General features: G+C 56.0%; 24 protein-coding genes. 7 read left to right on the plus strand and 17 right to left on the minus strand.

Annotated elements, in window-relative coordinates; all coding sequences use genetic code 11:
- Positions 1-10 precede the first annotated feature (10 nt).
- Positions 11-175: a DUF2474 domain-containing protein gene (locus tag GW579_RS14920; RefSeq protein ID WP_152326793.1), complete on the plus strand. Its 165-nt coding sequence runs from the start codon at positions 11-13 to the stop codon at positions 173-175.
- Between the two features lie 35 nt (positions 176-210).
- Here GW579_RS14920 and GW579_RS14925 read toward each other — a convergent pair whose 3' ends face one another.
- From GW579_RS14925 to GW579_RS14955, 7 genes are all read right to left on the minus strand, one after another.
- Complete coding sequence (locus GW579_RS14925; protein ID WP_165060528.1) at positions 211-789, minus strand: TetR/AcrR family transcriptional regulator; 579 nt, start codon at positions 787-789, stop codon at positions 211-213.
- Between the two features lie 46 nt (positions 790-835).
- Positions 836-2,332 (minus strand): MFS transporter, encoded by a 1,497-nt coding sequence (locus GW579_RS14930; RefSeq protein ID WP_152326792.1) that lies wholly within the window; start codon positions 2,330-2,332, stop codon positions 836-838.
- A gap of 221 nt (positions 2,333-2,553) precedes the next feature.
- Positions 2,554-4,068 (minus strand): ABC transporter substrate-binding protein, encoded by a 1,515-nt coding sequence (locus GW579_RS14935; protein WP_165059807.1) that lies wholly within the window; start codon positions 4,066-4,068, stop codon positions 2,554-2,556.
- A gap of 1 nt (position 4,069) precedes the next feature.
- Positions 4,070-5,113, minus strand: coding sequence for an ABC transporter ATP-binding protein (locus GW579_RS14940; protein ID WP_165059808.1), 1,044 nt, complete (start codon positions 5,111-5,113; stop codon positions 4,070-4,072).
- Complete coding sequence (locus GW579_RS14945) at positions 5,097-6,104, minus strand: ABC transporter ATP-binding protein (RefSeq protein WP_152326789.1); 1,008 nt, start codon at positions 6,102-6,104, stop codon at positions 5,097-5,099. Before GW579_RS14945 ends, GW579_RS14940 begins: the two co-directional genes overlap by 17 nt.
- Complete coding sequence (locus GW579_RS14950; RefSeq protein ID WP_206738940.1) at positions 6,101-6,961, minus strand: ABC transporter permease; 861 nt, start codon at positions 6,959-6,961, stop codon at positions 6,101-6,103. The genes GW579_RS14945 and GW579_RS14950 overlap by 4 nt, the downstream gene beginning before the upstream one ends.
- Positions 6,958-7,896, minus strand: coding sequence for an ABC transporter permease (locus GW579_RS14955; protein ID WP_152326787.1), 939 nt, complete (start codon positions 7,894-7,896; stop codon positions 6,958-6,960). The genes GW579_RS14950 and GW579_RS14955 overlap by 4 nt, the downstream gene beginning before the upstream one ends.
- A gap of 228 nt (positions 7,897-8,124) precedes the next feature.
- Here GW579_RS14955 and GW579_RS14960 point away from each other — a divergent pair, with 228 nt between their 5' ends.
- The 3 genes from GW579_RS14960 (at position 8,125) to GW579_RS23905 (ending at position 10,232) form a co-directional block, all read left to right on the plus strand.
- Positions 8,125-8,880 carry a LuxR family transcriptional regulator gene (locus GW579_RS14960; protein WP_165059810.1) on the plus strand — a complete coding sequence of 252 codons (756 nt, stop codon included), beginning with the start codon at positions 8,125-8,127 and terminating at the stop codon, positions 8,878-8,880.
- 88 nt (positions 8,881-8,968) lie between these two features.
- Positions 8,969-9,883 (plus strand): proline iminopeptidase-family hydrolase, encoded by a 915-nt coding sequence (locus GW579_RS14965; protein WP_165059812.1) that lies wholly within the window; start codon positions 8,969-8,971, stop codon positions 9,881-9,883.
- Between the two features lie 226 nt (positions 9,884-10,109).
- The gene (locus GW579_RS23905) at positions 10,110-10,232 is read left to right on the plus strand and encodes a hypothetical protein (protein WP_259229998.1); all 123 of its coding nucleotides are present in this window, start codon (positions 10,110-10,112) and stop codon (positions 10,230-10,232) included.
- Positions 10,233-10,868: 636 nt separating this feature from the next.
- Here the strand turns inward: GW579_RS23905 and msrA are convergent.
- The 7 genes from msrA to GW579_RS15000 form a co-directional block, all read right to left on the minus strand.
- Positions 10,869-11,606 carry a peptide-methionine (S)-S-oxide reductase MsrA gene (gene msrA / locus GW579_RS14970; RefSeq protein WP_165059814.1) on the minus strand — a complete coding sequence of 246 codons (738 nt, stop codon included), beginning with the start codon at positions 11,604-11,606 and terminating at the stop codon, positions 10,869-10,871.
- Between the two features lie 16 nt (positions 11,607-11,622).
- Positions 11,623-12,165 (minus strand): peptide-methionine (R)-S-oxide reductase MsrB, encoded by a 543-nt coding sequence (gene msrB, locus GW579_RS14975; protein WP_235937397.1) that lies wholly within the window; start codon positions 12,163-12,165, stop codon positions 11,623-11,625.
- Between the two features lie 203 nt (positions 12,166-12,368).
- Positions 12,369-14,408, minus strand: coding sequence for a glycoside hydrolase family 31 protein (locus GW579_RS14980; protein WP_165059816.1), 2,040 nt, complete (start codon positions 14,406-14,408; stop codon positions 12,369-12,371).
- Entirely contained in the window at positions 14,405-15,784 is a 1,380-nt protein-coding gene (locus GW579_RS14985; protein WP_152326783.1) for a glycoside-pentoside-hexuronide (GPH):cation symporter, read from the minus strand. Before GW579_RS14985 ends, GW579_RS14980 begins: the two co-directional genes overlap by 4 nt.
- Before the next feature lie 286 nt (positions 15,785-16,070).
- Positions 16,071-16,298 (minus strand): non-oxidative hydroxyarylic acid decarboxylases subunit D, encoded by a 228-nt coding sequence (locus tag GW579_RS14990; RefSeq protein ID WP_152326782.1) that lies wholly within the window; start codon positions 16,296-16,298, stop codon positions 16,071-16,073.
- A 29-nt stretch (positions 16,299-16,327) separates the two neighbouring features.
- Positions 16,328-17,758: a non-oxidative hydroxyarylic acid decarboxylases subunit C gene (locus tag GW579_RS14995; protein WP_152326781.1), complete on the minus strand. Its 1,431-nt coding sequence runs from the start codon at positions 17,756-17,758 to the stop codon at positions 16,328-16,330.
- A gap of 59 nt (positions 17,759-17,817) precedes the next feature.
- Positions 17,818-18,405, minus strand: a complete 588-nt coding sequence (locus GW579_RS15000) for a non-oxidative hydroxyarylic acid decarboxylases subunit B (protein ID WP_152326780.1) — start codon at positions 18,403-18,405, stop codon at positions 17,818-17,820.
- Positions 18,406-18,561: 156 nt separating this feature from the next.
- On the opposite strand from GW579_RS15000, the gene GW579_RS15005 reads away from it, so the two are divergent.
- Together GW579_RS15005 and idi are read left to right on the plus strand one after the other, a co-directional pair.
- Positions 18,562-18,975 (plus strand): MarR family winged helix-turn-helix transcriptional regulator, encoded by a 414-nt coding sequence (locus GW579_RS15005; protein WP_152326779.1) that lies wholly within the window; start codon positions 18,562-18,564, stop codon positions 18,973-18,975.
- 11 nt (positions 18,976-18,986) lie between these two features.
- Positions 18,987-19,520 (plus strand): isopentenyl-diphosphate Delta-isomerase, encoded by a 534-nt coding sequence (idi, locus tag GW579_RS15010; protein WP_165059818.1) that lies wholly within the window; start codon positions 18,987-18,989, stop codon positions 19,518-19,520.
- Here idi and GW579_RS15015 read toward each other — a convergent pair.
- The 3 genes from GW579_RS15015 to GW579_RS15025 all read right to left on the minus strand — a co-directional run bounded on the left by GW579_RS15015 (position 19,473) and on the right by GW579_RS15025 (position 21,549).
- Positions 19,473-20,009 (minus strand): P-loop NTPase family protein, encoded by a 537-nt coding sequence (locus GW579_RS15015; RefSeq protein ID WP_152326777.1) that lies wholly within the window; start codon positions 20,007-20,009, stop codon positions 19,473-19,475. The two genes, idi and GW579_RS15015, sit on opposite strands and share 48 nt — an antisense overlap.
- A gap of 257 nt (positions 20,010-20,266) precedes the next feature.
- The gene (locus GW579_RS15020; protein ID WP_152326776.1) at positions 20,267-20,542 is read right to left on the minus strand and encodes a cupin domain-containing protein; all 276 of its coding nucleotides are present in this window, start codon (positions 20,540-20,542) and stop codon (positions 20,267-20,269) included.
- Between the two features lie 149 nt (positions 20,543-20,691).
- The gene (locus tag GW579_RS15025) at positions 20,692-21,549 is read right to left on the minus strand and encodes an SDR family oxidoreductase (RefSeq protein ID WP_165059820.1); all 858 of its coding nucleotides are present in this window, start codon (positions 21,547-21,549) and stop codon (positions 20,692-20,694) included.
- Positions 21,550-21,659: 110 nt separating this feature from the next.
- Here GW579_RS15025 and GW579_RS15030 point away from each other — a divergent pair, with 110 nt between their 5' ends.
- On the plus strand, positions 21,660-22,079 hold the full coding sequence (locus GW579_RS15030) for a winged helix-turn-helix transcriptional regulator (RefSeq protein ID WP_165059822.1): 420 nt from the start codon (positions 21,660-21,662) through the stop codon (positions 22,077-22,079).
- The last annotated feature ends 31 nt before the right edge of the window (positions 22,080-22,110 follow it).

Genomic DNA, 22,110 nt, shown 5'->3' on the forward strand with positions numbered 1-22,110 from the left:
GGAATTTCGTATGAATCTCATCAGAAAAATGGATGACAACAACATCACCAAAGCCCCGTTCTTAAAACGCGTTGGCTGGATGGCCGTCATCTGGGGTGGAAGTGTGTTAGCGCTGTTTGTCGTCGCGACAGTATTTCATCTGCTGATGTTTGCAGCGGGAATGCGGGAGCACTGATGCAGAGGGCCGCTGCATTCGTGGCGGCCTTTTATTTATTTCTTCAACACCAGTTCCACGAAATCACAGATATCTTCCATGGCTTCCTGCCTGACCTCCGCTGAGGGCATGACGATCAGCTGATCGGCGTAACCGTTGAGCATCGCGGAAAGCTGGCGGGTGACGCGTGCGGCGTTGGTGGATCGAAATATCCCCGCTTCAGTACCTGCGCTGATGATTTCAGCCAGCAAATCCAGCCATTTCCTCACCATCAGTTGCGCCAGTGCGGCGTAAGCCTCGTTGTGCGCCGCCAGTTGCCACAGCGAACCGTAAAGTCGCCAGATGTCACCCTGCGTATCCGGCAGATAACTGTTTACCAGCGTGTGGAGTTTTTCCTGCGGCGGCAGCGCCACGATTTCTGCGGTGAACTCCTTGAGTTCCGCCAGCATTACCTCCGTCAGCGCTTCGATACACAGCGTCTGCCAGTCGGGAAAGTAGTGATAAATATGACTGCGCGAGATCCCGACGTATTCCGTCAGTTCGCGCGTCGTCACTTTCTCAATCCCCTTTTCGATAAAGAGGCTGATTGCGCCGTCGAGGATTTTCGCCCTCAACGCTTCCCGATTTTCTTTCATCATCAATCCTGTGCTGGCATTGAGCAACCGCTCAGGCCGCAGTTTATCAGGAAGACTGGCGCACGCCCACCGGCTTACGCAGGACGATTTTCAGCACCACCACGGTGGCGATCACCAGCGTGGCGGCAGAAATCAGGACCGCCAGAAACGCCTGATCAAACGCCGTACGCGCCAGCTCGCTGATTAACGTCGCATGCTCCGGGCTGAGATGGCTGGCGATATTCAGCGCTTCATCGAGGCTGTCATACGCGCCGTCGCCGGTCACAATACCGGCCGGCAGCGTGAGGCTGCGGCTATAAACTGCCGTCATCAGGCCACCCAGCAACGTCACACCCAGCACGCCGCCCATTTCCCATGACACGTCTTCGATCGCCGCGACCATCCCGGCTTTCTCTTCCGGGGCGTTCAGCATGATGGAGGTCGAGGCCGCCGTCACCGCGCCGCCGAGGCCGAAACCTAAAATAAACAGGCTGGCAAGCTGCATCGCGGTGCCGCCTTCAAACAGCAGCGCGTGGCTGACAATTCCCGCGGCGGAAAGCGCGAAACCCCCGAGCATGATTTTGCGGACGCCGTATTTTGGCATCAGCATTCCGGCCAGAGGCGATGCCAGCGCGGAGGCTACCGGAATAGGCAGAATAAACATCGCGGCCATAAATGGCGTCAGCCCGAGCACCAGTTGCAACCGCTGGCTCAGTACCAGTTCGATGCCGATCAGCGCAATCATCGAGGTGATCGCCACGCCCACGCCGCAGGCAAAAGCGCGGTTGCGAAACAGCGAAAAATCGATCATCGGCTGCACGGCGCGTTTTTGCCTTCTGGCGAACAGCCCCAGAAACAGTACGCCTGCAAAGGCCGGGAACAACACGCCAGTCCATGAAGAGTTCATATTGCTCAGCTCTTTCAGCGCATAAATCACGCCGACCAGCCCGAGCATCACCATCGCCGATCCGGTGAAATCACACGGACGTTCCGGGTTGCCTTTGCCGCGCGGGATCAACGCCAGCGCGCAAGGGAATACGGCCACCACAATCGGCACGTTGATCAGGAACACTGAGCCCCACCAGAAATATTCCAGCAACACGCCGCCAATCACCGGCCCGAGCGCCGCCGCGCCTGATGCCACCGCCGACCAGATACCAATCGCCAGCGCACGTTCGCGTTCATTGGTAAACACATGGCGCACAATCGCCAGCGTCGCGGGCATCATCATGGCCGCGCCAATCGCCAGAAACACGCGGGATGCGATCAGCCATTCCGCGGACGGCGCAAAAGCCGCGCACAGCGACGCCAGCGCAAACACCGGCAGGCCGCTCATAAACAGATTTTTATGCCCGAGACGGTCACTCAGCATACCCGCGCCGGGAAGCAGCCCGGCGACGACCAGCGGATATGCATTCACGATCCATAATTTTTCGGATGACGACGCCCCGAGCGCCAGCGTAAGACGCGGCAGCGCCGTGTAAAGCACCGTCATATCAATGATGATCAGGAAAAGGGTGCTGGTGACAATGGCGAGGATCAGCCAGCGGTTTTGGACGAACATATACAGCCTCAGAAAGTTTTTGAGCACTTGCTCAAGCGCGAAAGGTACTTGAGCGGGCGCTCAAAATCAAGCGAAGCCAGCGTAATGGTTGAGGATCGGTTGACACAACGGCGGGCAGAAACGCAGAACTCAGCGGCAAGAAAAAGCCCACCGGAAGGTGGGCAAAAGGGGTAAACAGACTTTTATCTCAGTTTTCTTATTATTTCCCCGGTGAGGCGAAATTACTCTTTAACAGTGTCTTCCAGCGTGAAACGGCCCAGCGGGTTCTGATGGAAGTCTTTGATATTTTTACGTGTCACGTTGCGGTACGGGCTGTAATACAAATCTATCCAGTTCACATCCGCTTTAGCCATTTTCTGTAAATCGATATACATCTGCTGGCGTTTTGCCGGATCCATTTCCACACGGGCGGCGGCCACCAGCGCTTTCACTTTATCGTTGTGATAACGCGTCATGTAGTTGTTGTTGGAATCATGTCCCAGCACAAACGTGGTTTTCTGATCGGGATCGAGGATGTCATTCGTCCAGTACATCACCGAAATGTCGTAATCACCCGCGACTAATATGTCCCAGCTCTGGCTCGGATCCACTTTTTGCAGACTGGCCGTAATGCCCGCTTTTGCCAGCTGTTGTTGCAGCAAAACGGCGATTTGCTCGTCCACTTCATCCCCGGCGTTCACCAGATATTTCAGCGTCAGGTTTTTCACGCCTGCCGCCGCCAGCAGCTGTTTGGCTTTCCCGGGATCATAAGGACGTTGTAAGTTACCGGCGTAGTGATACAACGCGCCGTCAGGAATATAGGAATTGGCGATTTTGCCGTAGCCGAACGTCACGGTGTCGATAATCGACTTTTTATCGATGGCGAAATCCAGCGCCTGCCGGACTTCAACTTTGCCCAGATCGCCGTGTGAATGGTTAATCAGCAGATGATCTTCTCGCGTTGAAGTGTCCAGTTCGACGGCCAGTTTCGGGTCTTTCTGCAACGAGGAAATGCGTGAGAACGGAATCGACAGCGCCGCATCGATTTCGCCCGCCTGCACTTTGAGCATGCGGGTATTGTCGTCAGGCAGCGTCAGCCACTCGACGCCATCAAGCTTTACCTTCGCGGCATCCCAGTAATACGGGTTTTTCACCAGCTCGACTTTCTCGCCACGCGTCCACGCTTTCACGCTGAATGCGCCCGAACCCACCGGATGTTCGGCAAAATCATCCGCGCCCTGTTTGGTCAGCGCCGCCTGTGAAATCACCGACGCATTGGGCAGCGCCAGTTGGGAAAGAAACGCTGCCGACGGCGCTTTCAGCGTGATGACCAGCGTGTGCGCATCGTCCGCTTTCAGCGTATCAATAATGCTGTACGAATCTTTCCACAGTGAACCGGCGTCATCGCGGATACGCGTCAGGCTGAACACCGCATCCGAAGCCGTGACCGGCGTGCCGTCTGAGAATTTTGCCTCGCGCATTTTCAGCGTATACGTTTTGCCGTCCGGCGAAATCGTCCAGCTTTCCGCCAGCCCCGGCAGCAGTTTGGTGCCTGTATTGTCCACGCGAACCAGCGGATCAAACACGTTCGAGAACACCCAGTTATCGGCGTTTTGCGCCGATTTGATCGGGTCAAACGTCGTGCTGTCCTCACGACGTCCGATGGTCAGAACCCCGGCCGCCTGCGCCATTTCGCTGACCAGGCTCAACGCCAGCAGCACCCCGGCGGCCACAACGTTAAAATGCTTTTGCTTCATGTCACATTCCTTCAGTCATCGGAAAAATCCTTTCGCTACCGGGCACATCAAGCACACAGGCGAAAGCATGATCGGCAATATGCCGGGTTTCGGGTGCCGCGCCCTGCCTGCACGCAGGAAGCGCGCGGGCACAGCGTGGATGAAAAGCGCAGCCCGCAGGCAGCGAAACCGGGCTGGGCGGCTCGCCCTGTAACGGGTTCTCCGGCAGCGGGCGGTCGGGGTCAATCTCGGGGATAGCCGCCACCAGCGCGGCGGTGTAAGGATGGCGCGGCGTATTAAACACCGTTTGCGTCGGGCCGCTTTCAACAATCCGCCCCAGATACATCACCGCCACGCGGTCGCAGAGACGCCGCACAATCGCCAGATCGTGCGCGATAAACAAAATTGCCAGCCCCATGCTCTCGCGCAGATCCATCAGCAAGTTGATGATTTGGGCCTGAATCGACACGTCGAGCGCCGCGACGCATTCATCGGCGACAATCAGCCGTGGCTCAATCGCCAGCGCGCGGGCAATTCCGGCGCGCTGACACTGCCCGCCACTCAGCGCCTGTGGTCTCCGCGACGCATGTTCAGCGCTCAGGCCTACCAGCGTCAGCAGCTCGTTAATCCGCGCCGGGATCGCTGCTTTCGCGACTTTCTGATGTACACGCAGCACTTCGCCAATGCTCTCGCCCAGCGTCTGACGCGGGTTCAGTGAGGAAAACGGATCCTGAAAAATCATTGCCGTTTGCTGACGAAGCCGGGCAATATCCGGTTTCACGCCGCCGGTGATCAGCTGCCCGTTAAAGCGCACACGCCCTGCACTGGGGTTTTCCAGCTGCAACATCGCGCGCCCCAGTGTGCTTTTTCCGCTGCCCGATTCGCCCACCAGCCCCAGCGTTTCTCCGGCATTGATGTACATCGACACACCGTTCACCGCCTGCACGACGCGCTTTTTACGCCCCAGCCCGCCGGATACCGGAAACGTCACCGACAAATCTTCGGCTTCCAGCAGCGGGTAAGGCCGCACATCCGGCGCAGCCGTCCGGTCAGAAAGTGGATTCATTTTCCCTCCCGGATATCACCAGACTGAGAACCCGCAAAGGGTGATGGCAGGCCGCAACGTGGCTGCGGGCAAACTCAGCGGTCTGCATCGCGGGCTGAAGGTCATGGCACTGCGCCGTGGCGTGTGTACAACGCGGATGAAAACGGCAGCCGGTCGGGAAACGCGCCGCAACCGGTGGCTGGCCGGGCAACGTGATCAGCCGCCCCGCCCCGCCTTCGCTGGCGGGCTGACAGTCAATCAGGCCGCGGGTATAAGGATGCAGCGCCTGCGCCAGTACCTGACGTTTTTCGCCGGTTTCACACAAGCGCCCGCCGTACATCACCGCGATGCGGTCGCAGGTTTGTGCTACCACGCCGAGATCGTGAGTAATGAGAATAATGGCGATACCCAGCCGCTCGCGCAGATCGCAAAGCAGCCGTAAAATCTGCATCTGCACGGTGACGTCCAGCGCCGTAGTCGGTTCGTCGGCAATCAGAATTTTGGGCTCGCAGGCCAGCGCCACGGCGATCATTGCGCGCTGACGCATACCACCGGAAAACTCATGCGGATAGTTGTCCACGCGACGCTGCGGATCGGGAATGCCCACCTGCCGCAGCCACTCCACGGCCTGACGCTGTGCCTCGCGGCGGCTCGCCCCAAAATGCAGGCGGCGGCTTTCTGCAATCTGCTGCCCGATGGTCATCACCGGGTTCAGATGGCTGGCCGGGTTCTGGAAAATCATGCCAATTTCCCGCCCGCGAATGGCTGTCATGCGTTTATCATTGAGCGTCAGTAAATCGGTGTCATTCAGGCGGATTTCTCCGGCGCGGATGTTCAAGCCTTCGCCCGGCAGCAGGCGCATCATTGCGCGGCAGCTCAGCGTTTTGCCCGACCCGCTTTCGCCCACCAGCCCGAGGATTTCACCGGCACTGAGCGTGAGGGAAAGCTTATCCACCAGCGCCACGCCCTGCCGGTCTTCAATGGTTAAACCGCGAACTTGCAACAGCGTCATGGGCGCTCCCCCAGTTTGTCACCTAAACCGTCGGCCAGCAGGCTGAAACTCATCGCCAGCACGACAATCGCCAGGCCCGGAAACGTGGTTATCCACCAGGCGGTGGTGATAAAACTTTGCCCTTCGGCGACCATCACGCCCCATTCGGCCAGCGGCGGCTGAACGCCTAAACCGAGGTAACTCACCGATGCACCACTGAGCAACACCAGCACGCAATCGGACATTGAGAACACCAGCGAACTGGTCAGCGCATTGGGTAAAAGATGCAAAAGCAAAATGCGCGGATGGCGGTAACCCAGGCTGCGCGCGGCCAGAATAAAATCCCGGTGTTTAAGCGTCAGCACCTGCGAGCGTACCAGCCGGGCGTAAGACACCCAGCCGACCATCGCCATCGCGATATAAAAACTGCTTAACCCCGGCCCGAGAATGGCGATGATAGAGAGCATCAGCACCAGAAATGGAAACGCCAGCACCACATCGATAACGCGCATGAAAAACGTATCTACCGCGCCGCCAAGATAGCCGGAAAAAGCGCCGATAAGCGTGCCAAAGGTGAACGGAAAAATGACGCCGATAATGCAGATTTGCAGATCAATCCGCGCGCCCCACATCACGCGGGAAAGAATATCGCGGCCAAAATTATCAGTGCCAAACGGATGCGCAAAAGTCGGCGGCGACAGCGTGACGGCAGCGTCCTGCGCAATCGGGTCGAACGGGGCAATCCACGGGGTAAACAGCGCAATCAGCAGCCACGCGCTCAGCATCAGAATACCCAGCCGCAGCGCCTGCTGACGCGGCAACCCGCGCAGATGAAAACGGCCGAACCGCTGCGTGGCTATTTTTTCGGTCATGCTCATAGTTTCACCCTCGGATCTAACGCCACCGTCAGCAAATCAGCCACCAGATTGACGGCCACCGTCGCCAGCGCAAACACCAAAACCACGCCCTGCACCACCATGTAATCGCGGCTGATAATGGCTTTCACCAGCAACTGTCCCATGCCCGGAATGGCAAAAACGCTTTCAATCACTACCGTGCTGCCAATCAGCCAGCCGATATTTACCGCCAGCAGATTGACCGTCGGCACCAGAGAATTGGGCATAACATGCCGCCAGAAAATCCGGTTCTCGTTCTGCCCGCGCGCCCTGGCCGCGGTGACATAATCGTTCTGCAATTCCATCAACAAACTGGCGCGCAGGTTGCGGGTCAGCACCGCCGACAGCGCCAGCGCCACGGTCAGACAAGGCAAAAACAGATGATGTAAACGCTCGCCGAAATCGCTGCCGTAGCCCGAAACCGGAAACCAGCCGAGCGACAGGCTGAACAGCAAAATCATCATGATCGCCAGCCAGAACGCCGGTAATCCGAGGCCAACGGTGGAAAGCAGACGGATCATCTGATCCGCCAGCCGCCCACGGTTTCGCGCCGCCGTTGCCGCCAGTGGCACCGTAAACAGCATCGCCAGCATCACACTGCCCAGCACCAGATACAGCGTCGGTTCGATGCGCGACATGATCAGTTTCAGCGTATCCACGCGGTAAATCAGCGACTTCCCCATTTCGCCGTGCAACAGGTTGCGTAAGAAGTAGAGATATTGCTGCCAGACCGGCAGATCCAGTCCGTACTGCGCACGAATGCGGGCGATGGCTTCCGGCGTGCTGCGTACGCCCAGCAGGATCCTCGCCGGATCGCCGGGAATGGCGCGCACCATGACAAACGTCAGAATGCTGATCCCCAGCAAAACCGGCAGCAGTTGCAGCGGGCGCCAGAGCAAAAATCGGTAACGGTGCATGGCAATCCTCTTAATGACTGTTTTTGGTGCAGAGCAGGCGTCATTTCCCCTGTGGCTCTACGTTAGCCGCAGCAAAACCTCACCGGTAGTTAGCAAAAATACTAGGTTTATCCCGTCGGCGATTTGGCATTGCGATTGCATAACTTTTTCTTAACAACCGGTCAGCAGCAAAATCGGTGCCCGATCAGCACATTCGTGGCGGAAAGAGGAACTTGCGGAGATGAATTTATGAAACTCGCGGTGAAAGAAAGTGCCGCGCCGTTGCGGGAAACCACCGTGGATGGCGCGTTTAACCACCTCTTTGCGCAGACGTCGCGTTTGGGGTTCGATGCCCTGATCTACGATTACACGCCGGTGCCGCGCTCGCTGGAAGGCGAGCTGATCACGCCCTCTTTGCTGCGGATGTGTAACGTGCCGGGTGACATGCAGAAATTGTGGCTGGAAAGTGGCTATTATCAGGTCGATCCGGTGCAGCATTACGCGCTGGAAAGTTGCGCGCCGTTTGTGTGGTCCTATCAGCGGCCGGACAACACGTCCCTGCAAAACCGCCTGAGCGATCTCAACAAACCGGTCACGCATTACATGTGTGATAACAATATGCCGTGCGGCGCGACCGTACCCCTGCATTTGCCGAACGGCGGGTTTGTCACCGTGACCGGCATACACACAGGCGCGGGGCATGAACTGGATATTCAGGATGTGCTGGCGGAGCTGAGCCTGCTGGCGCTGACGTTTCAGGAGTACGTCTTTCCGCTGTTCGACGACAGCGTGCTGACCTGCAAACATGTGCGGCTGAGCAAGCGCGAGCGCGAATGTCTGGCGTGGGCGGCGGAAGGGCTAACGGCCAAGGAAATCGCCCGCAAACTCAGCCGCTCGGTGGCCACCGTAACACTGCATCTCAACACTGCCGGTCGTAAACTGGGGGCCAGCAACCGCGTCCAGGCGGTGGTTCGCGCGCTGCATTATCGCCTGCTGGACAGCTGACCGCCCAATTTCCTATCTTTTTTACTAGCTGTTCAGCACCGCCCCGATGTTTACCCTGAGAAGATTATTCACCGACAGGGGAAACAAAATGGTCAAGATCACTGAAGGCTACGCGCCGTTTCAGGAATACCAGACCTGGTACCGCATCAGCGGCGATCTCAGTCGCGGCAAGACTCCGCTGGTGATCGCCCACGGCGGACCGGGCTGCACGCACGATTACGTCGACGCCTTTCGCGACATCGCCCGAACGGGTCGCGCGGTCATTCATTACGATCAGATCGGCAATGGCCGTTCGACGCATCTTCCCGATAAACCGGCCGGTTTCTGGCAACCATCGCTGTTTCTGGCTGAGCTGGACAATCTCCTGCGCAATCTCGGCATCGAAGAAAACTACGCCCTGCTCGGGCAATCCTGGGGCGGAATGTTAGGTGCCGAACACGCCGTCACGCAGCCGGCCGGCCTGAAGGCACTGATCATCGCCAACTCACCCGCCTCGATGGAATTATGGCTGCAAGCCGCCGCCCGCCTGCGCAGCGAACTACCTGACGGTGTGCAGGAAACCCTGCTCGCCCACGAACAGGCCGGAACGATCGACAGCGAAGAATACAAAGCCGCCTCGCAGGTTTTCTACACGCGCCACGTCTGCCGTCTCGACCCGTGGCCGGAAGAGGTTAAACGCACCTTCTCCGCGATGGACGCCGATCCGACGGTTTATCACGCCATGAACGGCCCGACCGAATTTCACGTCATCGGCAGCATGAAAGACTGGACGATCGTCGACCGTCTGCCGGCGATCAACGTACCGGTCTTGCTGATTTCCGGCCGCTACGACGAAGCCGCCCCCGAAGTGGTTCAGCCCTTTGCCGACGGGATCAAAGACGTCCGGTGGGTGATTTTTGAGAATTCAAGCCACATGCCGCATGTGGAAGAACGGGGAGCGTGCATGGAATGCATTCAGGAGTTTCTGGATTTGCAGGAGGCAGCTGCAAAGGGCTGCCTTTAAAGGCGGTCTGGTGTAAGTTTCGGTGATCGCTCAAGATCAAGACCTTGGGCTCGCCGCCCAAACAGCTTTGAAGCAGCAGCTTGGCGTAAGTTTCGGTTTTTCAATTGCAGTGATCACTCAAGGTCAAGACCTTGGGCTCGCCGCCCAAACTGGCCCAAAGGGCGCGTTAACGCGCGCGCCCTCTGGACACCCGCGCTTTTTAACTGCGCGCTGCCGCTAGTAAAGTATGTTTCAGCAACTCCGGCTATTGCCGCAAACGCCGCCGCTGCGCGGTTCTCTCGCCTCGGGTTCGAACCTGCTCGAAAAAAGACTCTCGCTGTTTCTCACCACTCACCCGACGTCGTTTTGAAAGCGGCCAAAGGCGATGTACTTCGGAAGATTTATGCAGGCTGATTTTGATTTGCTCCTTCCCCTCTCACGAGGGGAAGGCCGGGATGGGGTGTTGGTTTTAGCGACTCAGTTGCCTGCTAAACCCCCTCCCGGCCTCCCCCTTCGCAGGGGGAGGAGCAAGCCAATCCATTGTTATATCGTGAAAAAGCCTCCAGCCGCTTTCAGAAAGCTTGCTGAATGAGTGTTTCGAGACCAAAAGGCTTGAGCCGAGCGAAGCGAGACAACGTCACGAAGTGACGACCCGAAGGGCAAGGCCGCAGGCCGGGTAATACCGAAATGAAGGTACCGCGCAGCGGCAAGTTTTCGCGGCAATAGCTGCGGTACCTGAAACATAGCCAGCGAGCGATAGCGCGTGTTGTAAAAAGACGCGGAGATTCCAAAGAGGCCCCGTCCTGGGCCTCTTTGGTCGGTTTCGGCGCGAGCCGCTGAGTAATCACCGCAATTGAAAAACCGAAACTTACACTAAGCTGGCGCGTAAAGCCCGTTTGGGCGGCGAGCCCAAGATGTTGAATTGAAAAACCGAAACTTACGTCAAGCTACCGTTTCAGAGCGGTTTGGGCAGCGAGCCCAAGGCGTTGACCTTAAAGCCCAAGCTCTACTTTGTCACCAGAACCGGTTTCTCCCGGTAATCCGCCGGGAAGACTTTCTCTAAATCTTTAATCTTCGGCAGATCGTTCACCACAATGTACGGATAGTCCGGATTATCATTCAGGAAGTTCTGGTGATAAGCCTCCGCCGGATAGAAGTGCGCATTGCTTTCCACCTTCGTCACCAGCGGATCGCTGTAGCTTTTGCTGGCGTTCAGTTGCGCAATATACGCTTCCGCCACTTCCGCCTGCGCCGCGTTCATCGGGAACACTGCCGAGCGGTACTGGCTGCCGGTGTCCGGCCCCTGCCGGTTCAGTTCGGTCGGGTTATGCCCCACGGAGAAGAAAATGTGCAGCAGTTCGCCGTAGGTGATTTGCGTCGGGTCAAACGTCACTTTGACCGATTCCGCATGGCCGGTATCGCCGCCGCTGACCTGTTCGTAGCTGGCGGTTTGCGCGTCGCCGCCCGCGTATCCGGACACCGCGCTGGTCACGCCTTTCACATGCTGGAACACCCCCTGAATTCCCCAGAAACAGCCACCGGCAAACACGGCAGTTTCACTGTGTGATGTGCCCGCCGGTTCGTCATGTGCCGGTGCGGGGATCACCACCGCCGGTTCAGCGCCGCCCCAGGACCAGGCGGTATTCTGAAAGACAAAGGCAGACGCCAGCACCAGACCGGCGATCACGCTGATATTGCGTAACGACTTCACGCTTTTTTCGGATGTTTTCACAGTTGTTTTCATAACAGCCTCGCGGGAACTAAACTTTTGGACTGAACGTCATCGCCAGCCCGTTCATGCAATAACGCAAACCGGTGGGCTGCGGGCCGTCGTCAAAAACGTGGCCAAGATGGCCGCCGCAGCGACGGCAATGCACTTCGTCGCGAACCATGCCCAGTGTTGTATCCCGGTGGGTCAGCGCCGCGTCCGGCAGCGGTTTCCAGAAACTCGGCCAGCCGGTGTGGCTGTCGAATTTGGTCGCCGAAGAGAATAAAGGCAGGGCACAACCCGCACAGGCAAACTGCCCTTCGCGGTGCTCATTATTGAGCGGACTGGAATAAGGGCGCTCGGTACCGGCTTCACGCAATACGTAATACTGCGCTTCGCTGAGGCGCTGGTGCCACTGCGCATCGGTCAGTTCGATTTCGAACGTTTCGGTTTTTTTTGCCTGCGCGTCGGCCTTGCGGGTAATGATCCCGGGGAAAAGCCCCATCACGGCAATCGCCGAGACGGCGGTGCTGCCTAAGAGGAAATTACGTCTGTTGATCATCATCGTCACCGTTGCGGTTACTGTCGATGACATCAGATTACCGGCGGATGTCTTACCGAATCCTCCCGAAAAGTTAACCATTTTGTGATAACTGACGAATGCCGGGAAAGAGGCATTAACACGCTTCTTCCTCCGGCGGTGGTATTACCGTGCGCTTCACTGACTCTCTGGCTTTTTATGCTGAAGGTTATGCCACGCCCGAATCTTTAAATAACCGCGCGAAAAGTTATGTACGGTTATAGACCCAGTTCTGCCTGCACCTGTGTACCTTCACGAATAAAGACCGGAATAGCGCTGAGCGGCGCATCAGCCATGATTTTCTGTCCGCCCGGATAACGTTCACCGTTCAGGGCTATCCAGTTTTCACCGGCGGGCAGCCAGACTTCACGCTTGCGCTGACCGGCATGTAAAACCGGCGCGACCAGAATATCAGCACCCAGCAAATACTGATCTTCCACCTGCCAGCTTTCGGCCTGATCCGGGTACTGATAGAACAGCGTGCGCATCGCGGGATCGCCCTTCTCATGCGCTTCATCCATCACGCAACTGATGTATGGCCGCAATTTTTCACGCAGGAACAAGCCGCTTTTCATCAGTTCATAATTTGCCTCGCCGTAGCTCCACACTTCATTGGGCGCACCGCTGTTACATTGCGCAATGCCATTCCGCCACGGTTCCGGCGGCTGAATTTGCGGTTCGCGATACCCGTGCAGACGCATAACCGGGCAGAAAACGCCCCACTGAAACCAGCGGATCAGCAGTTCCTGAAACGCCGGATCATTCACGTTTCCGCCCTGAAAACCGCCGATATCCGTCGTCCACCACGGAATGCCCGCCAGCCCCATATTCAGACCGGCGGCAATCTGATTGCGCAGCGCGTGGAACGAGGAATGAATATCTCCCGACCACGCCAGCACGCCATAACGCTGGCTTCCTGCCCAGGCGCAGCGCACCAGATTGACGATTTCGCGCTCGCCTTCCTGCTGTAAACCGTCGTAAAAGCCCTGCGCGAATTTCTGCGGATAAATATTGCCAACTTCCAACACCGGCCCGAGATAATAGCGATAGTTATCAAAATCATAGGCGCGATACTCCGGTTCTGCTTCATCCAGCCAGAAGGTGCGGATCCCCAGATCAAAATAATTTTTCTTCACCTTATCCCAGACAAATTGTCGGGCGCCGGGATGTGTCGCATCAAAGAAGGTACAGTTGCCGAGGAAGTCCAGATTCACTGACACACCGCGATCGGTATTCACCAGATAACCTTTTGATTTCATCTCCTTATAGTTATCAGTGCGGCTGTCTACCGTCGGCCAGACCGACACCATCGTTTCAATACCCAGTGATTTCAGCTCAGCCACCATCGCTTTCGGATCCGGCCAGTCCACCGGGTCAAAACACCATGTGCCCTGATTTGGCCAGTGGAAGAAATCAATCACAATGACCGAAATCGGCAGTTTCCGGCGCTTGTATTCGCGCGCGACTTCCAGCACTTCCTGCTGTGTGCGGTAGCGCAATTTGCACTGCCAGAAACCGGTCGCGTAATCCGGCATGCGCGGCGCGGTGCCGGTCGCACGGCCATATTGATGCATGATTTCCGCAGGCGTGTCTCCGGCGGTGATCCAGTAATCCATCTGCTCTGTGACCTGCGCCTCCCAGCGGGTGATGTTCTTGCCAAACGTCGCCTCGCCAATCGCCGGGTTATTCCACAGCAAACCATAGCCGAGGCTGGAGAGCATAAACGGCACGCTGGCCTGTGAATTGCGCTGTGCCAGTTCCAGCGTGCACCCTTTCAGGTCCAGACAGTTTTGCTGGTACTGCCCCATGCCATAAATCTTCTCCTCGGGGTGCGACTCAAACCTGACCGTCAGCTGATGCTTTCCGCCGGGAATCGCTTTGAATTCGCGCGCATCCATTTTCAGCGCACTGATGTACTTATCCTGACTTTTTTCCGTCGCGCCAATCCCCACCGTCGAACGCTGACGCCAGAACTCTTCCAGAATGAGCTCGCCGCGTTGGTTATAAAATGCCAGCTGGCCTTTAATGTTAACCGTCGCCGTGATATTGCCGTTGCACAGGGTCAGTGTTTCGGTGCCACGGGAGATATCAGCCTGAGGTTGTCCATTCTGTGGGAGCAGTGCCCAGAGGTGGTCATTGAGCGCAGGACGACAGGTCGCGCGCACACGCAGACTGTTTTCACCCCAGGGTTCAATCACCAGAGTTTGCTGATCGAAATGCCAGAGGATACGGTTTTTTTCGGCGATTAATTCGCTCATGCGGACTCCTGAGTATGCAAGGTAGCCTGACGTTCAGGCTCGTGTTCCGGGGTGATTTTGGACTGATTAATGTGTTTCATGGTGGCGTCGTTGAGTTTGTACCAGCGCATCGACAGCGCGCTGAACATCGACAACACGCCCGGCACCAGCGAGAACAGCGCGATAATGGACAACATCGCCGCAGTATTTTGCTGCGCAGCGTGCGGAACATAACCGCTCATGCCAAGTGTCCAGCCGACGACGGCCCCGCTGACCGCCATTCCCATTTTGAGGATCGCCAGCAGCGTGGAAAACACGGTGCCGTCCATGCGTTTGCCTTGTTTGTATTCACCGTAATCCACCACGTCCGACATCATCACCCACATCAGCGTGGTGGTGACCTGATAGAAGGTCGAGACCAGCAATGTCATACCGACCAGCAGGGAAATCCATGCCGGAACGAAGAAAATCGCCATGCTCAGAAGACCGGTTAGAACGGCGCACAGCGTGAAAGCCGACAGTTTGCTGCGGCTTCGGGTCAGCGGTTTGACCAGCGCGCTGCCGAGGCTTTTTCCAACAATATGCGCGGCGAGGAGCCACATAAAATAGCTGGCGTTGCCCAGATAATACGTCACGTAATACATCATCGCGCCGAGACGAACGACGCCGAAGGAGATATTAAAGAAGATCAGCGCGGCCACTACGCGCCACTGGTCGTTACGCACCAGGTCGCGCAGATCTGAGAGGAAATTCGCATGCGTCGGCGGCGCGCTGATACGTTCCTTTGTATTGAGAAAACAGAGTAAAAACATGACCACAGCGATCGAGGCCATGATTGCCATTGCGCCGAAATACCCGTCGAGTTTATTGCCGCCGCCCATCATTTCTGCCAGCGGCATCATCAGGAATGTCGACATCGCGCCACCGAGCGTGGCGAGGAAAAAGCGGTAAGACTGTAGCGAAATACGCTGGCTGTTATCCGGCGTAATGATCGCGCCCATCGAACAGTAAGGGATGTTGATGGCGGTATACATCAGCATCATCACGCAGTACGTGACGCTGGCGTACACCATCTTGCCGGTTAGTGTGAGGGATTCCGGCACGGCATACACCAGTAAACAACTCGCGCCAAACGGGAGCGCCAGCCAGAGAATATAAGGTCTGAACTTGCCGAAACGCGTTTGCGTGCGGTCAGCGATCAGCCCCATCGCCGGGTCAACAATCGCATCGGCCACGCGGGCCACAAGGAACATAGTACCGACAAACACCGCCGGTAAACCCACCACATCGGTATAGTAAAACGTCAGGAAAATAATCACGTTATCCAGACCTATATGGCTCGCCATATCCCCCAGACCGTAACTGATTTTTTCTTTTACGGATAATTTCGCTGTCATTTTTCGTCCTGTCTTTTATCGGGTTAAACTCAAAAAGTCAGTCCGTCCGGTGGCCTGAGGACTTGTTATAAAGTGGTTAAAAGCGAGTCACAATTATGAGATATGATTAATTTCTTATGATTTTTAATTTATGTGATACCGGTAACATGCGGGGAATAATGAAGGTACCGCGCAGCGGCAAGTTTTCGCGGCAATAGCTGTTGTTCCTGAAACATAGCCAGCGAGCGATAGCGCGGGTTGTAAAAAGACGCGGAGATTCCAAAGAGGCCCCGTCCGGGGCCCAATACTATTCCCCTAAAAGCGGCGGCACCGACGGCACCATCGGTGCATTATCAATATCCGCTTGCGTCATCCGGAACGCCTCCGGGTAATGCTCCCGGCTGGTGCGCCGTAACGGCTCCGTTGACCGCCAGGTGTATAAACAACGCTGGCACTGATGCACCGTCCAGACCCCTTTCACCGGCGATACCGCCATCAGCTCGATATGCTCACCGGCACAACGTGGACAAATCATAATCACTCCTTAACTCAGTCAGTTAGTGCTCAGGCCTGACGGCCCGCCAGCAGGGAATTCAGTTTCACAACCCAGTCTTTGGTTTCTGGCAAATCACGTACCGGCTGGCTGTAATGCCCGCGGTTATCCGGCGCGACCGGCGTGGTAGCATCGATGATCAGTTTGTCGGTGATCCCCGCAGGAGACGAACCCGGATCCAGCTCCAGCACGGACATGTTCGGCAACTGAACCAGGTCACCCGCCGGATTCACTTTCGCGGAAAGCGCCCACATCACCTGCGGCAGGTTGAACGGATCGACATCCTCATCCACCATAATCACCATTTTCACGTAGCCCAGCCCGTGCGGCGTGGTCATGGCGCGTAAACCGACCGCGCGCGCAAAGCCGCCATAGCGTTTCTTGGTGGAGATGATCGCCAGCAGCCCGTGCGTGTACATGGCGTTAACGGCCTGAACTTCCGGGAATTCAGCTTTGAGTTGCTGATACAGCGGCACGCAGGTCGCCGGGCCCATCAGGTAATCGATTTCTGTCCACGGCATCCCGAGATACAGGGATTCAAATACCGGTTTGGTGCGGTACGACACTTTATCAATGCGCACCACGGTCATGTTGCGGCCACCAGAATAGTGCCCGGTGAACTCCCCGAACGGCCCTTCGATTTCACGTTTACGGCCTTCGATAACCCCTTCGAGGATCACTTCTGAACCCCACGGAACGTCGAAACCGGTCAGTGGCGCGGTGGCGATCGGGTACGGCGCCTGACGCAGCGCACCGGCCATTTCGTATTCAGACTGGTCGTATTTCAGCGGCGTTGCGCCCATCAGCGTAATGATCGGGTCGTTGCCCAGTGTGATAACAATCGGTAAATCTTCGCCGCGCTCTTCGGCTTTATGCAGATGCAGCGCGATATCGTGCATCGGCACCGGCTGGAGGCCGAGTTTGCGTTTGCCCTTCACTTCCATCCGGTAAATGCCGACATTTTGTTTGTCAAAACTGTCCGGGTCAGTCGGGTCGCGGGAAACGACGCAGGCTTTGTCGAGATAGAAACCACCGTCGCCGTCGTTCAGGCGGAAAAGCGGCAGGATGTCGAACAGGTTAATGTCTTCGCCATCGACGGTGTTTTGCGCCCAAGGCGGATTATCGCGGCGCTCCGGTTTCACCGGGAAGGTATCCCAGCGGCGGATGTATTCGGCAATCTGTTCGTTGGTCGATGTATTGGGCGGCAACCCCATCGCAATCGCATGGTTTTGCCAGGAACCGAGCGTATTCAGGGCGATACGGGCGTCGGTAAACCCTTCCACATTGTCAAAATACAGCGCGGGCGCGCCTTCGCCGATACGACCGGTGGCGTTCGCCGCCGCGGCCAGATCGGGCTCTGCTTTCACCTGTTCGGTGATTTTCAGCAGTTGTCCGTTTTCATCCAGTGCGCTCATAAAGCTGCGCAGATCATCAAAAGCCATCTCGACTCTCCTGTTTCGGTGAAGGATTACTACGTGTTTTAAAACTTAAAAATTGAACGCTATAACGTGACGTCGTCACTTTTTGGCGATAACCCGGCCCAGCGTTTTGCGCGGTGATATTCAAGGCCAAACTGGTCAAGTACGCGGGTCACGATATGGTCGGTAACATCCTGAATTGTCTCGGGATGGTTGTAATAAGCAGGCATCGGCGGCACGATCGCCACGCCCATTTGCGACAGCGCGAGCAGGTTTTCGAGGTGAATGGTGCTGAGCGGCGTTTCACGCGGAACCAGCACCAGCTTGCGGTTTTCTTTCAGCACGACATCTGCCGCACGGCCGACCAGCCCTTCGGCATAACCGGCGCGGATCCCGGCCAGCGTTTTCATGCTGCACGGAATAATAATCATGCCGTCGGTTTTGAATGAACCGGAGGAAATCGTGGCCGCCTGATCGGCAGAATTATGTGTAAAATCAGCCATTTCAGCGACTTCACGAGCGGTATAAGGCGTTTCCAGCTCAAGGGTCGTTTTCGCCCATTTCGACATCACCAGGTGCGTTTCCACTCCGTCGATTTCCCGCAGCGCTTTCAGTAACGCGACGCCCAAAGGTGCGCCCGTCGCGCCGGTCATCCCCACAATCAGTCTCATACCACCCTCACTCACGTTAACCTTTTTTGAACATATTGTTCGTATACGAACTATTTTTACCTTATACTCATTTTCAAATCCCCGCAATGGTCTGTCGCATTCGAGATCCATAGATTGCTAAGATAGGGCGAAACCATAAGAAAGCCGGGAACGATGATGAGCACACAATTGAGACAGGAAGCCTTTCACCTGATGCGTAAGGTATTCCAGCAACACACCGCGAGATGGCAGCAATGCATTCCGGATCTGACCAAACCTCAGTACGCGGTATTGCGCTCAATTGCTGAAAACCCGGGTATTGAACAGGTGCAGCTGACCGACGTTGCCATCAGCAGCAAGGCCACGCTGGCGGAAATGCTTTCACGACTTGAGTCGCGCGGTTTGTTAATCCGTGAGGCGGATCCGGCGGACAAACGCCGGCGTTTTATTACCCTGACCGGGGAAGGTAAAGCGGTTCTGGCCAAAACCCAGCCGCTCGGCCAGCAGGTAGACACTGAGTTTTTGGCAAGACTTTCTCCTGATGATCAACAGCAGTTGGTTCGCCTGCTGAAAGCGATGATGGAGGAGTAACGGAGAGTTTTATGATTGAAGAAGTCGTGTTGCTTGATGTTAAAAATCAACCGGCCGGTACCATGGATAAAGCGCTGGTGCACAACGCTCAGACGCCATTGCATCTGGCTTTTTCCTGCTACATCCACAACGATCGCGGCGAGTTGCTGATCACGCGCCGCTCCCTGAACAAAATCGCGTGGCCTGGTGTCTGGACGAACTCCGCCTGCGGGCACCCGCTTCCCGGCGAATCGTTGCAGGCAGCCGTTTACCGTCGATGCCAGTATGAACTGGGTTTATCGGTTGAAAAAATCACCTCGCTGATCGGAGAATTCCAGTACATCGCGACCGATGCTTCCGGGATTGTTGAGAACGAGTTCTGCCCGATTTTTTCCGCATTTTGCCGTATGGTTCCCGAGCCACGCGACACGGAAGTCATGGATTTTCAATGGGTAAAACCGGAAGATTTGCTGAACAGCGTGCGTGCAACACCCTGGGCGTTCAGCCCGTGGATGGTGTTACAGCTGGGTCAGATTACGGAGAAAAACCTGAGCCTGCTGGGGTGAACGTAAACGCACAAAACGAACATGCTGCCAGTCAGGATCCTCAAGCAATGCCTGATACTGGCGGCGGTTTTTGGCGAAGGTTTTCAGCGTCCACAAAATAATGGAATCCCGGCTGAAAAAACTTTTGCGGAACGTCTCACGATTTCCCGTTCCTGCCCAGAGTTCCTGCTGATGCCATGCGCGTGTGGCGGCACGTTTCACCGCCTGAAACAACGTCCGCCCGAACGAGTAATCCACCCAAATAATCAGATCTATTTCCCGCCATTTCACGGGCTGCGTGCGTTTATAATTGCCGTCCAGCACCCACCCTTCGCTGGCGGAAAGTCTTTCGCCGAGCCGGGCGAAAAATTCCTCATCCGGCGTGCCCTGCCAGTCTGGCCGCCAGAACAATGCGTCCAGTTCGACATACGGAATGTTCAGCTTCTGAGAAATACCGCGCGCCAGTGTTGATTTCCCGCTTCCGCTGGTACCAATGACATTGATTTTCACTGAAGAATTCTCCGCTCGCTGTTTTTCTGGCCAAAAAGGGCGCGTATTCTGCCGCGAAATTAACCCGATGTATAGCGAGGGATCGTTGAAAATTTGTTGCCACAATGAGCAGAAAACAGATTCATCCTACACACAACCTTCACATTAAATGATTATTATAGAGCTCATCTGTAGCCTGCTACAGATGACTTAAGGTTTTCCCCTTGTAACTCATTCCAATGCCCGTTTCCCCTGACGGGCATTCTTTTATCTGCGATTTACTGCAAGCTTTTACGCCCCGAAAGGTAGCGGACGCCCTGATCGCCGAACTCTTCCTCGTGCATTTCATTGGGTTGAAGATGAAAAATCTCTCCGGCGCAATAAGTTCTGAACCCGTTTTGGGTGGTAATAGTGATTTCACCGCTGAGGATAAAAGCCATGGCTTCGAACGGGTGAGCGTGTTTTTCAAGACGGATTAGCGGTTCCCGCTCGACCAGTACCGGCTCGTCAAAACCATTATCGACGAGCAGCAGCCTGAATTCATTTTCTGTCATAGGATCACCTGAGGGTTAGTGCGGACTTTCTGATAATACCAGATGGGAGTTAGCTTAACAGACGGCGGGAACGGGGATCAGGTAGAAAGAAAAACGGCCCGCAAAATTGCAGGCCGCTGAGTAATACATAATGAACAACATTTAACAAATCAAAGGGCTTTCAACGTCGCGGCAATCACGTCTTTTGCCGGTGTCGTCGGGCGACCGATCAGTTTGCTCAATGTATGGGAATCATCAAACAGGCCGCCAATCGCTGCGCCAGCATCAGAATCTGCCAGCATATTTGCCAGCCAGTCCGGCAAACCTGCGCCGATCAGCGCTTTCGCAAATTCCGCTTCCGGCAGGTTAACGTAATCCACTTTTTTACCGGACTGCTTCGCAATTTCTGCGGAGAATTCAGCCAGCGTATACGCCTCATCACCGGCTAATTCGTAAACCTTACCCGCCTGATTATCGAGGGTCAGCACTGCGGCGGCGGCTTCGGCATAATCCTGACGTGCGGCAGAAGCAATACGCCCTTCGCCGACAGCGCCGATAAACGCATTGTGTGCCAGTGCAGGCGCTATGCTTGCCGCGTAGTTTTCGGTGTACCAGCCGTTGCGCAGCAGTACGTGAGGCACGCCGGATTCGCGCAGTGCTTTTTCCGTCGCGCGGTGTTCCACGCCCAGGCCCAGCGGGCTTTTATCTGCATGCAGCAGGCTGGTGTATGCCAGTAACTTAACGCCTGCGCGCTTTGCGGCAGCAATCACCGCGTTGTGCTGCGCTTCACGCTGACCGACTTCGCTGGAAGAAATCAGCAGCAGTTTTTCCACGCCTTTAAATGCGGAATCCAGTGTTGCAGGCTGGCTGTAATCGGCCTGACGCACTTCCACACCTAAATCAGCCAGGTCTTTGGCTTTTTCCGGGCTGCGCACGGCAGCAATAATCTGATTAGCAGGCACTTTTTTCAAAAGTGCGGCAATAACGAGGCGGCCTAACTGGCCGGTAGCACCGGTGATTGCAATCATTTTGTTTCTCCAAAAAGTGTTTTATTCAACATGAGGCCCGAAAGACGCTGGCTCTGAAAACATCCTATGCGATATACTAACTTTTCGTAAGTACGCACCAAAAGGTTAGTATGAAAATAATTCCTTCCGACAAAACGACTGAGCGTCTTCCCCTCACGGAACAGATCCGCCGGGGCGAAGTGCTCGACCCAAACTGCCCTTCCCGCGAAATCCTCCGGCACATCACCAGCCGCTGGGGTTTACTGATTTTGCTCGCCCTGAGTGACGACACGCTGCGTTTCAGCGAACTGCGCCGCAAAGTCGGGGGCGTCAGTGAGAAAATGCTGGCGCAGACATTACAGTCGCTGGAAGAAGATGGCTTTGTTGACCGCCGTTCATTTCCGGTCGTGCCGCCGCACGTTGAGTATAGTCTGACCCCGCTGGGTATCGAGGTGAAGGATCAGGTTTCCGGGCTGGCGAACTGGCTGGAATCGAATTTGCACCGCGTCATGAAGCAGCGCAGCCTGCGCGTGGTTGGCGAAAATGAATAACAAAAAAACTTAACAAGAAGGCCAAAATTCT

The sequence above is a fragment of the Rahnella contaminans genome (assembly GCF_011065485.1).
Classification (GTDB): Bacteria; Pseudomonadota; Gammaproteobacteria; order Enterobacterales; family Enterobacteriaceae; genus Rahnella; species Rahnella contaminans.

Coding starts and splice junctions, on each gene's coding strand:
- GW579_RS14920 (WP_152326793.1), top strand. CDS start 11: ATGAATCTCATCAGAAAAATGGATGACAACAACATCACCAAAGCCCCG.
- GW579_RS14925 (WP_165060528.1), bottom strand. CDS start 789: ATGAAAGAAAATCGGGAAGCGTTGAGGGCGAAAATCCTCGACGGCGCA.
- GW579_RS14930 (WP_152326792.1), bottom strand. CDS start 2,332: ATGTTCGTCCAAAACCGCTGGCTGATCCTCGCCATTGTCACCAGCACC.
- GW579_RS14935 (WP_165059807.1), bottom strand. CDS start 4,068: ATGAAGCAAAAGCATTTTAACGTTGTGGCCGCCGGGGTGCTGCTGGCG.
- GW579_RS14940 (WP_165059808.1), bottom strand. CDS start 5,113: ATGAATCCACTTTCTGACCGGACGGCTGCGCCGGATGTGCGGCCTTAC.
- GW579_RS14945 (WP_152326789.1), bottom strand. CDS start 6,104: ATGACGCTGTTGCAAGTTCGCGGTTTAACCATTGAAGACCGGCAGGGC.
- GW579_RS14950 (WP_206738940.1), bottom strand. CDS start 6,961: ATGAGCATGACCGAAAAAATAGCCACGCAGCGGTTCGGCCGTTTTCAT.
- GW579_RS14955 (WP_152326787.1), bottom strand. CDS start 7,896: ATGCACCGTTACCGATTTTTGCTCTGGCGCCCGCTGCAACTGCTGCCG.
- GW579_RS14960 (WP_165059810.1), top strand. CDS start 8,125: ATGAAACTCGCGGTGAAAGAAAGTGCCGCGCCGTTGCGGGAAACCACC.
- GW579_RS14965 (WP_165059812.1), top strand. CDS start 8,969: ATGGTCAAGATCACTGAAGGCTACGCGCCGTTTCAGGAATACCAGACC.
- GW579_RS23905 (WP_259229998.1), top strand. CDS start 10,110: ATGTTTCAGCAACTCCGGCTATTGCCGCAAACGCCGCCGCTGCGCGGT.
- msrA (WP_165059814.1), bottom strand. CDS start 11,606: ATGAAAACAACTGTGAAAACATCCGAAAAAAGCGTGAAGTCGTTACGC.
- msrB (WP_235937397.1), bottom strand. CDS start 12,165: ATGTCATCGACAGTAACCGCAACGGTGACGATGATGATCAACAGACGT.
- GW579_RS14980 (WP_165059816.1), bottom strand. CDS start 14,408: ATGAGCGAATTAATCGCCGAAAAAAACCGTATCCTCTGGCATTTCGAT.
- GW579_RS14985 (WP_152326783.1), bottom strand. CDS start 15,784: ATGACAGCGAAATTATCCGTAAAAGAAAAAATCAGTTACGGTCTGGGG.
- GW579_RS14990 (WP_152326782.1), bottom strand. CDS start 16,298: ATGATTTGTCCACGTTGTGCCGGTGAGCATATCGAGCTGATGGCGGTA.
- GW579_RS14995 (WP_152326781.1), bottom strand. CDS start 17,758: ATGGCTTTTGATGATCTGCGCAGCTTTATGAGCGCACTGGATGAAAAC.
- GW579_RS15000 (WP_152326780.1), bottom strand. CDS start 18,405: ATGAGACTGATTGTGGGGATGACCGGCGCGACGGGCGCACCTTTGGGC.
- GW579_RS15005 (WP_152326779.1), top strand. CDS start 18,562: ATGAGCACACAATTGAGACAGGAAGCCTTTCACCTGATGCGTAAGGTA.
- idi (WP_165059818.1), top strand. CDS start 18,987: ATGATTGAAGAAGTCGTGTTGCTTGATGTTAAAAATCAACCGGCCGGT.
- GW579_RS15020 (WP_152326776.1), bottom strand. CDS start 20,542: ATGACAGAAAATGAATTCAGGCTGCTGCTCGTCGATAATGGTTTTGAC.
- GW579_RS15025 (WP_165059820.1), bottom strand. CDS start 21,549: ATGATTGCAATCACCGGTGCTACCGGCCAGTTAGGCCGCCTCGTTATT.
- GW579_RS15030 (WP_165059822.1), top strand. CDS start 21,660: ATGAAAATAATTCCTTCCGACAAAACGACTGAGCGTCTTCCCCTCACG.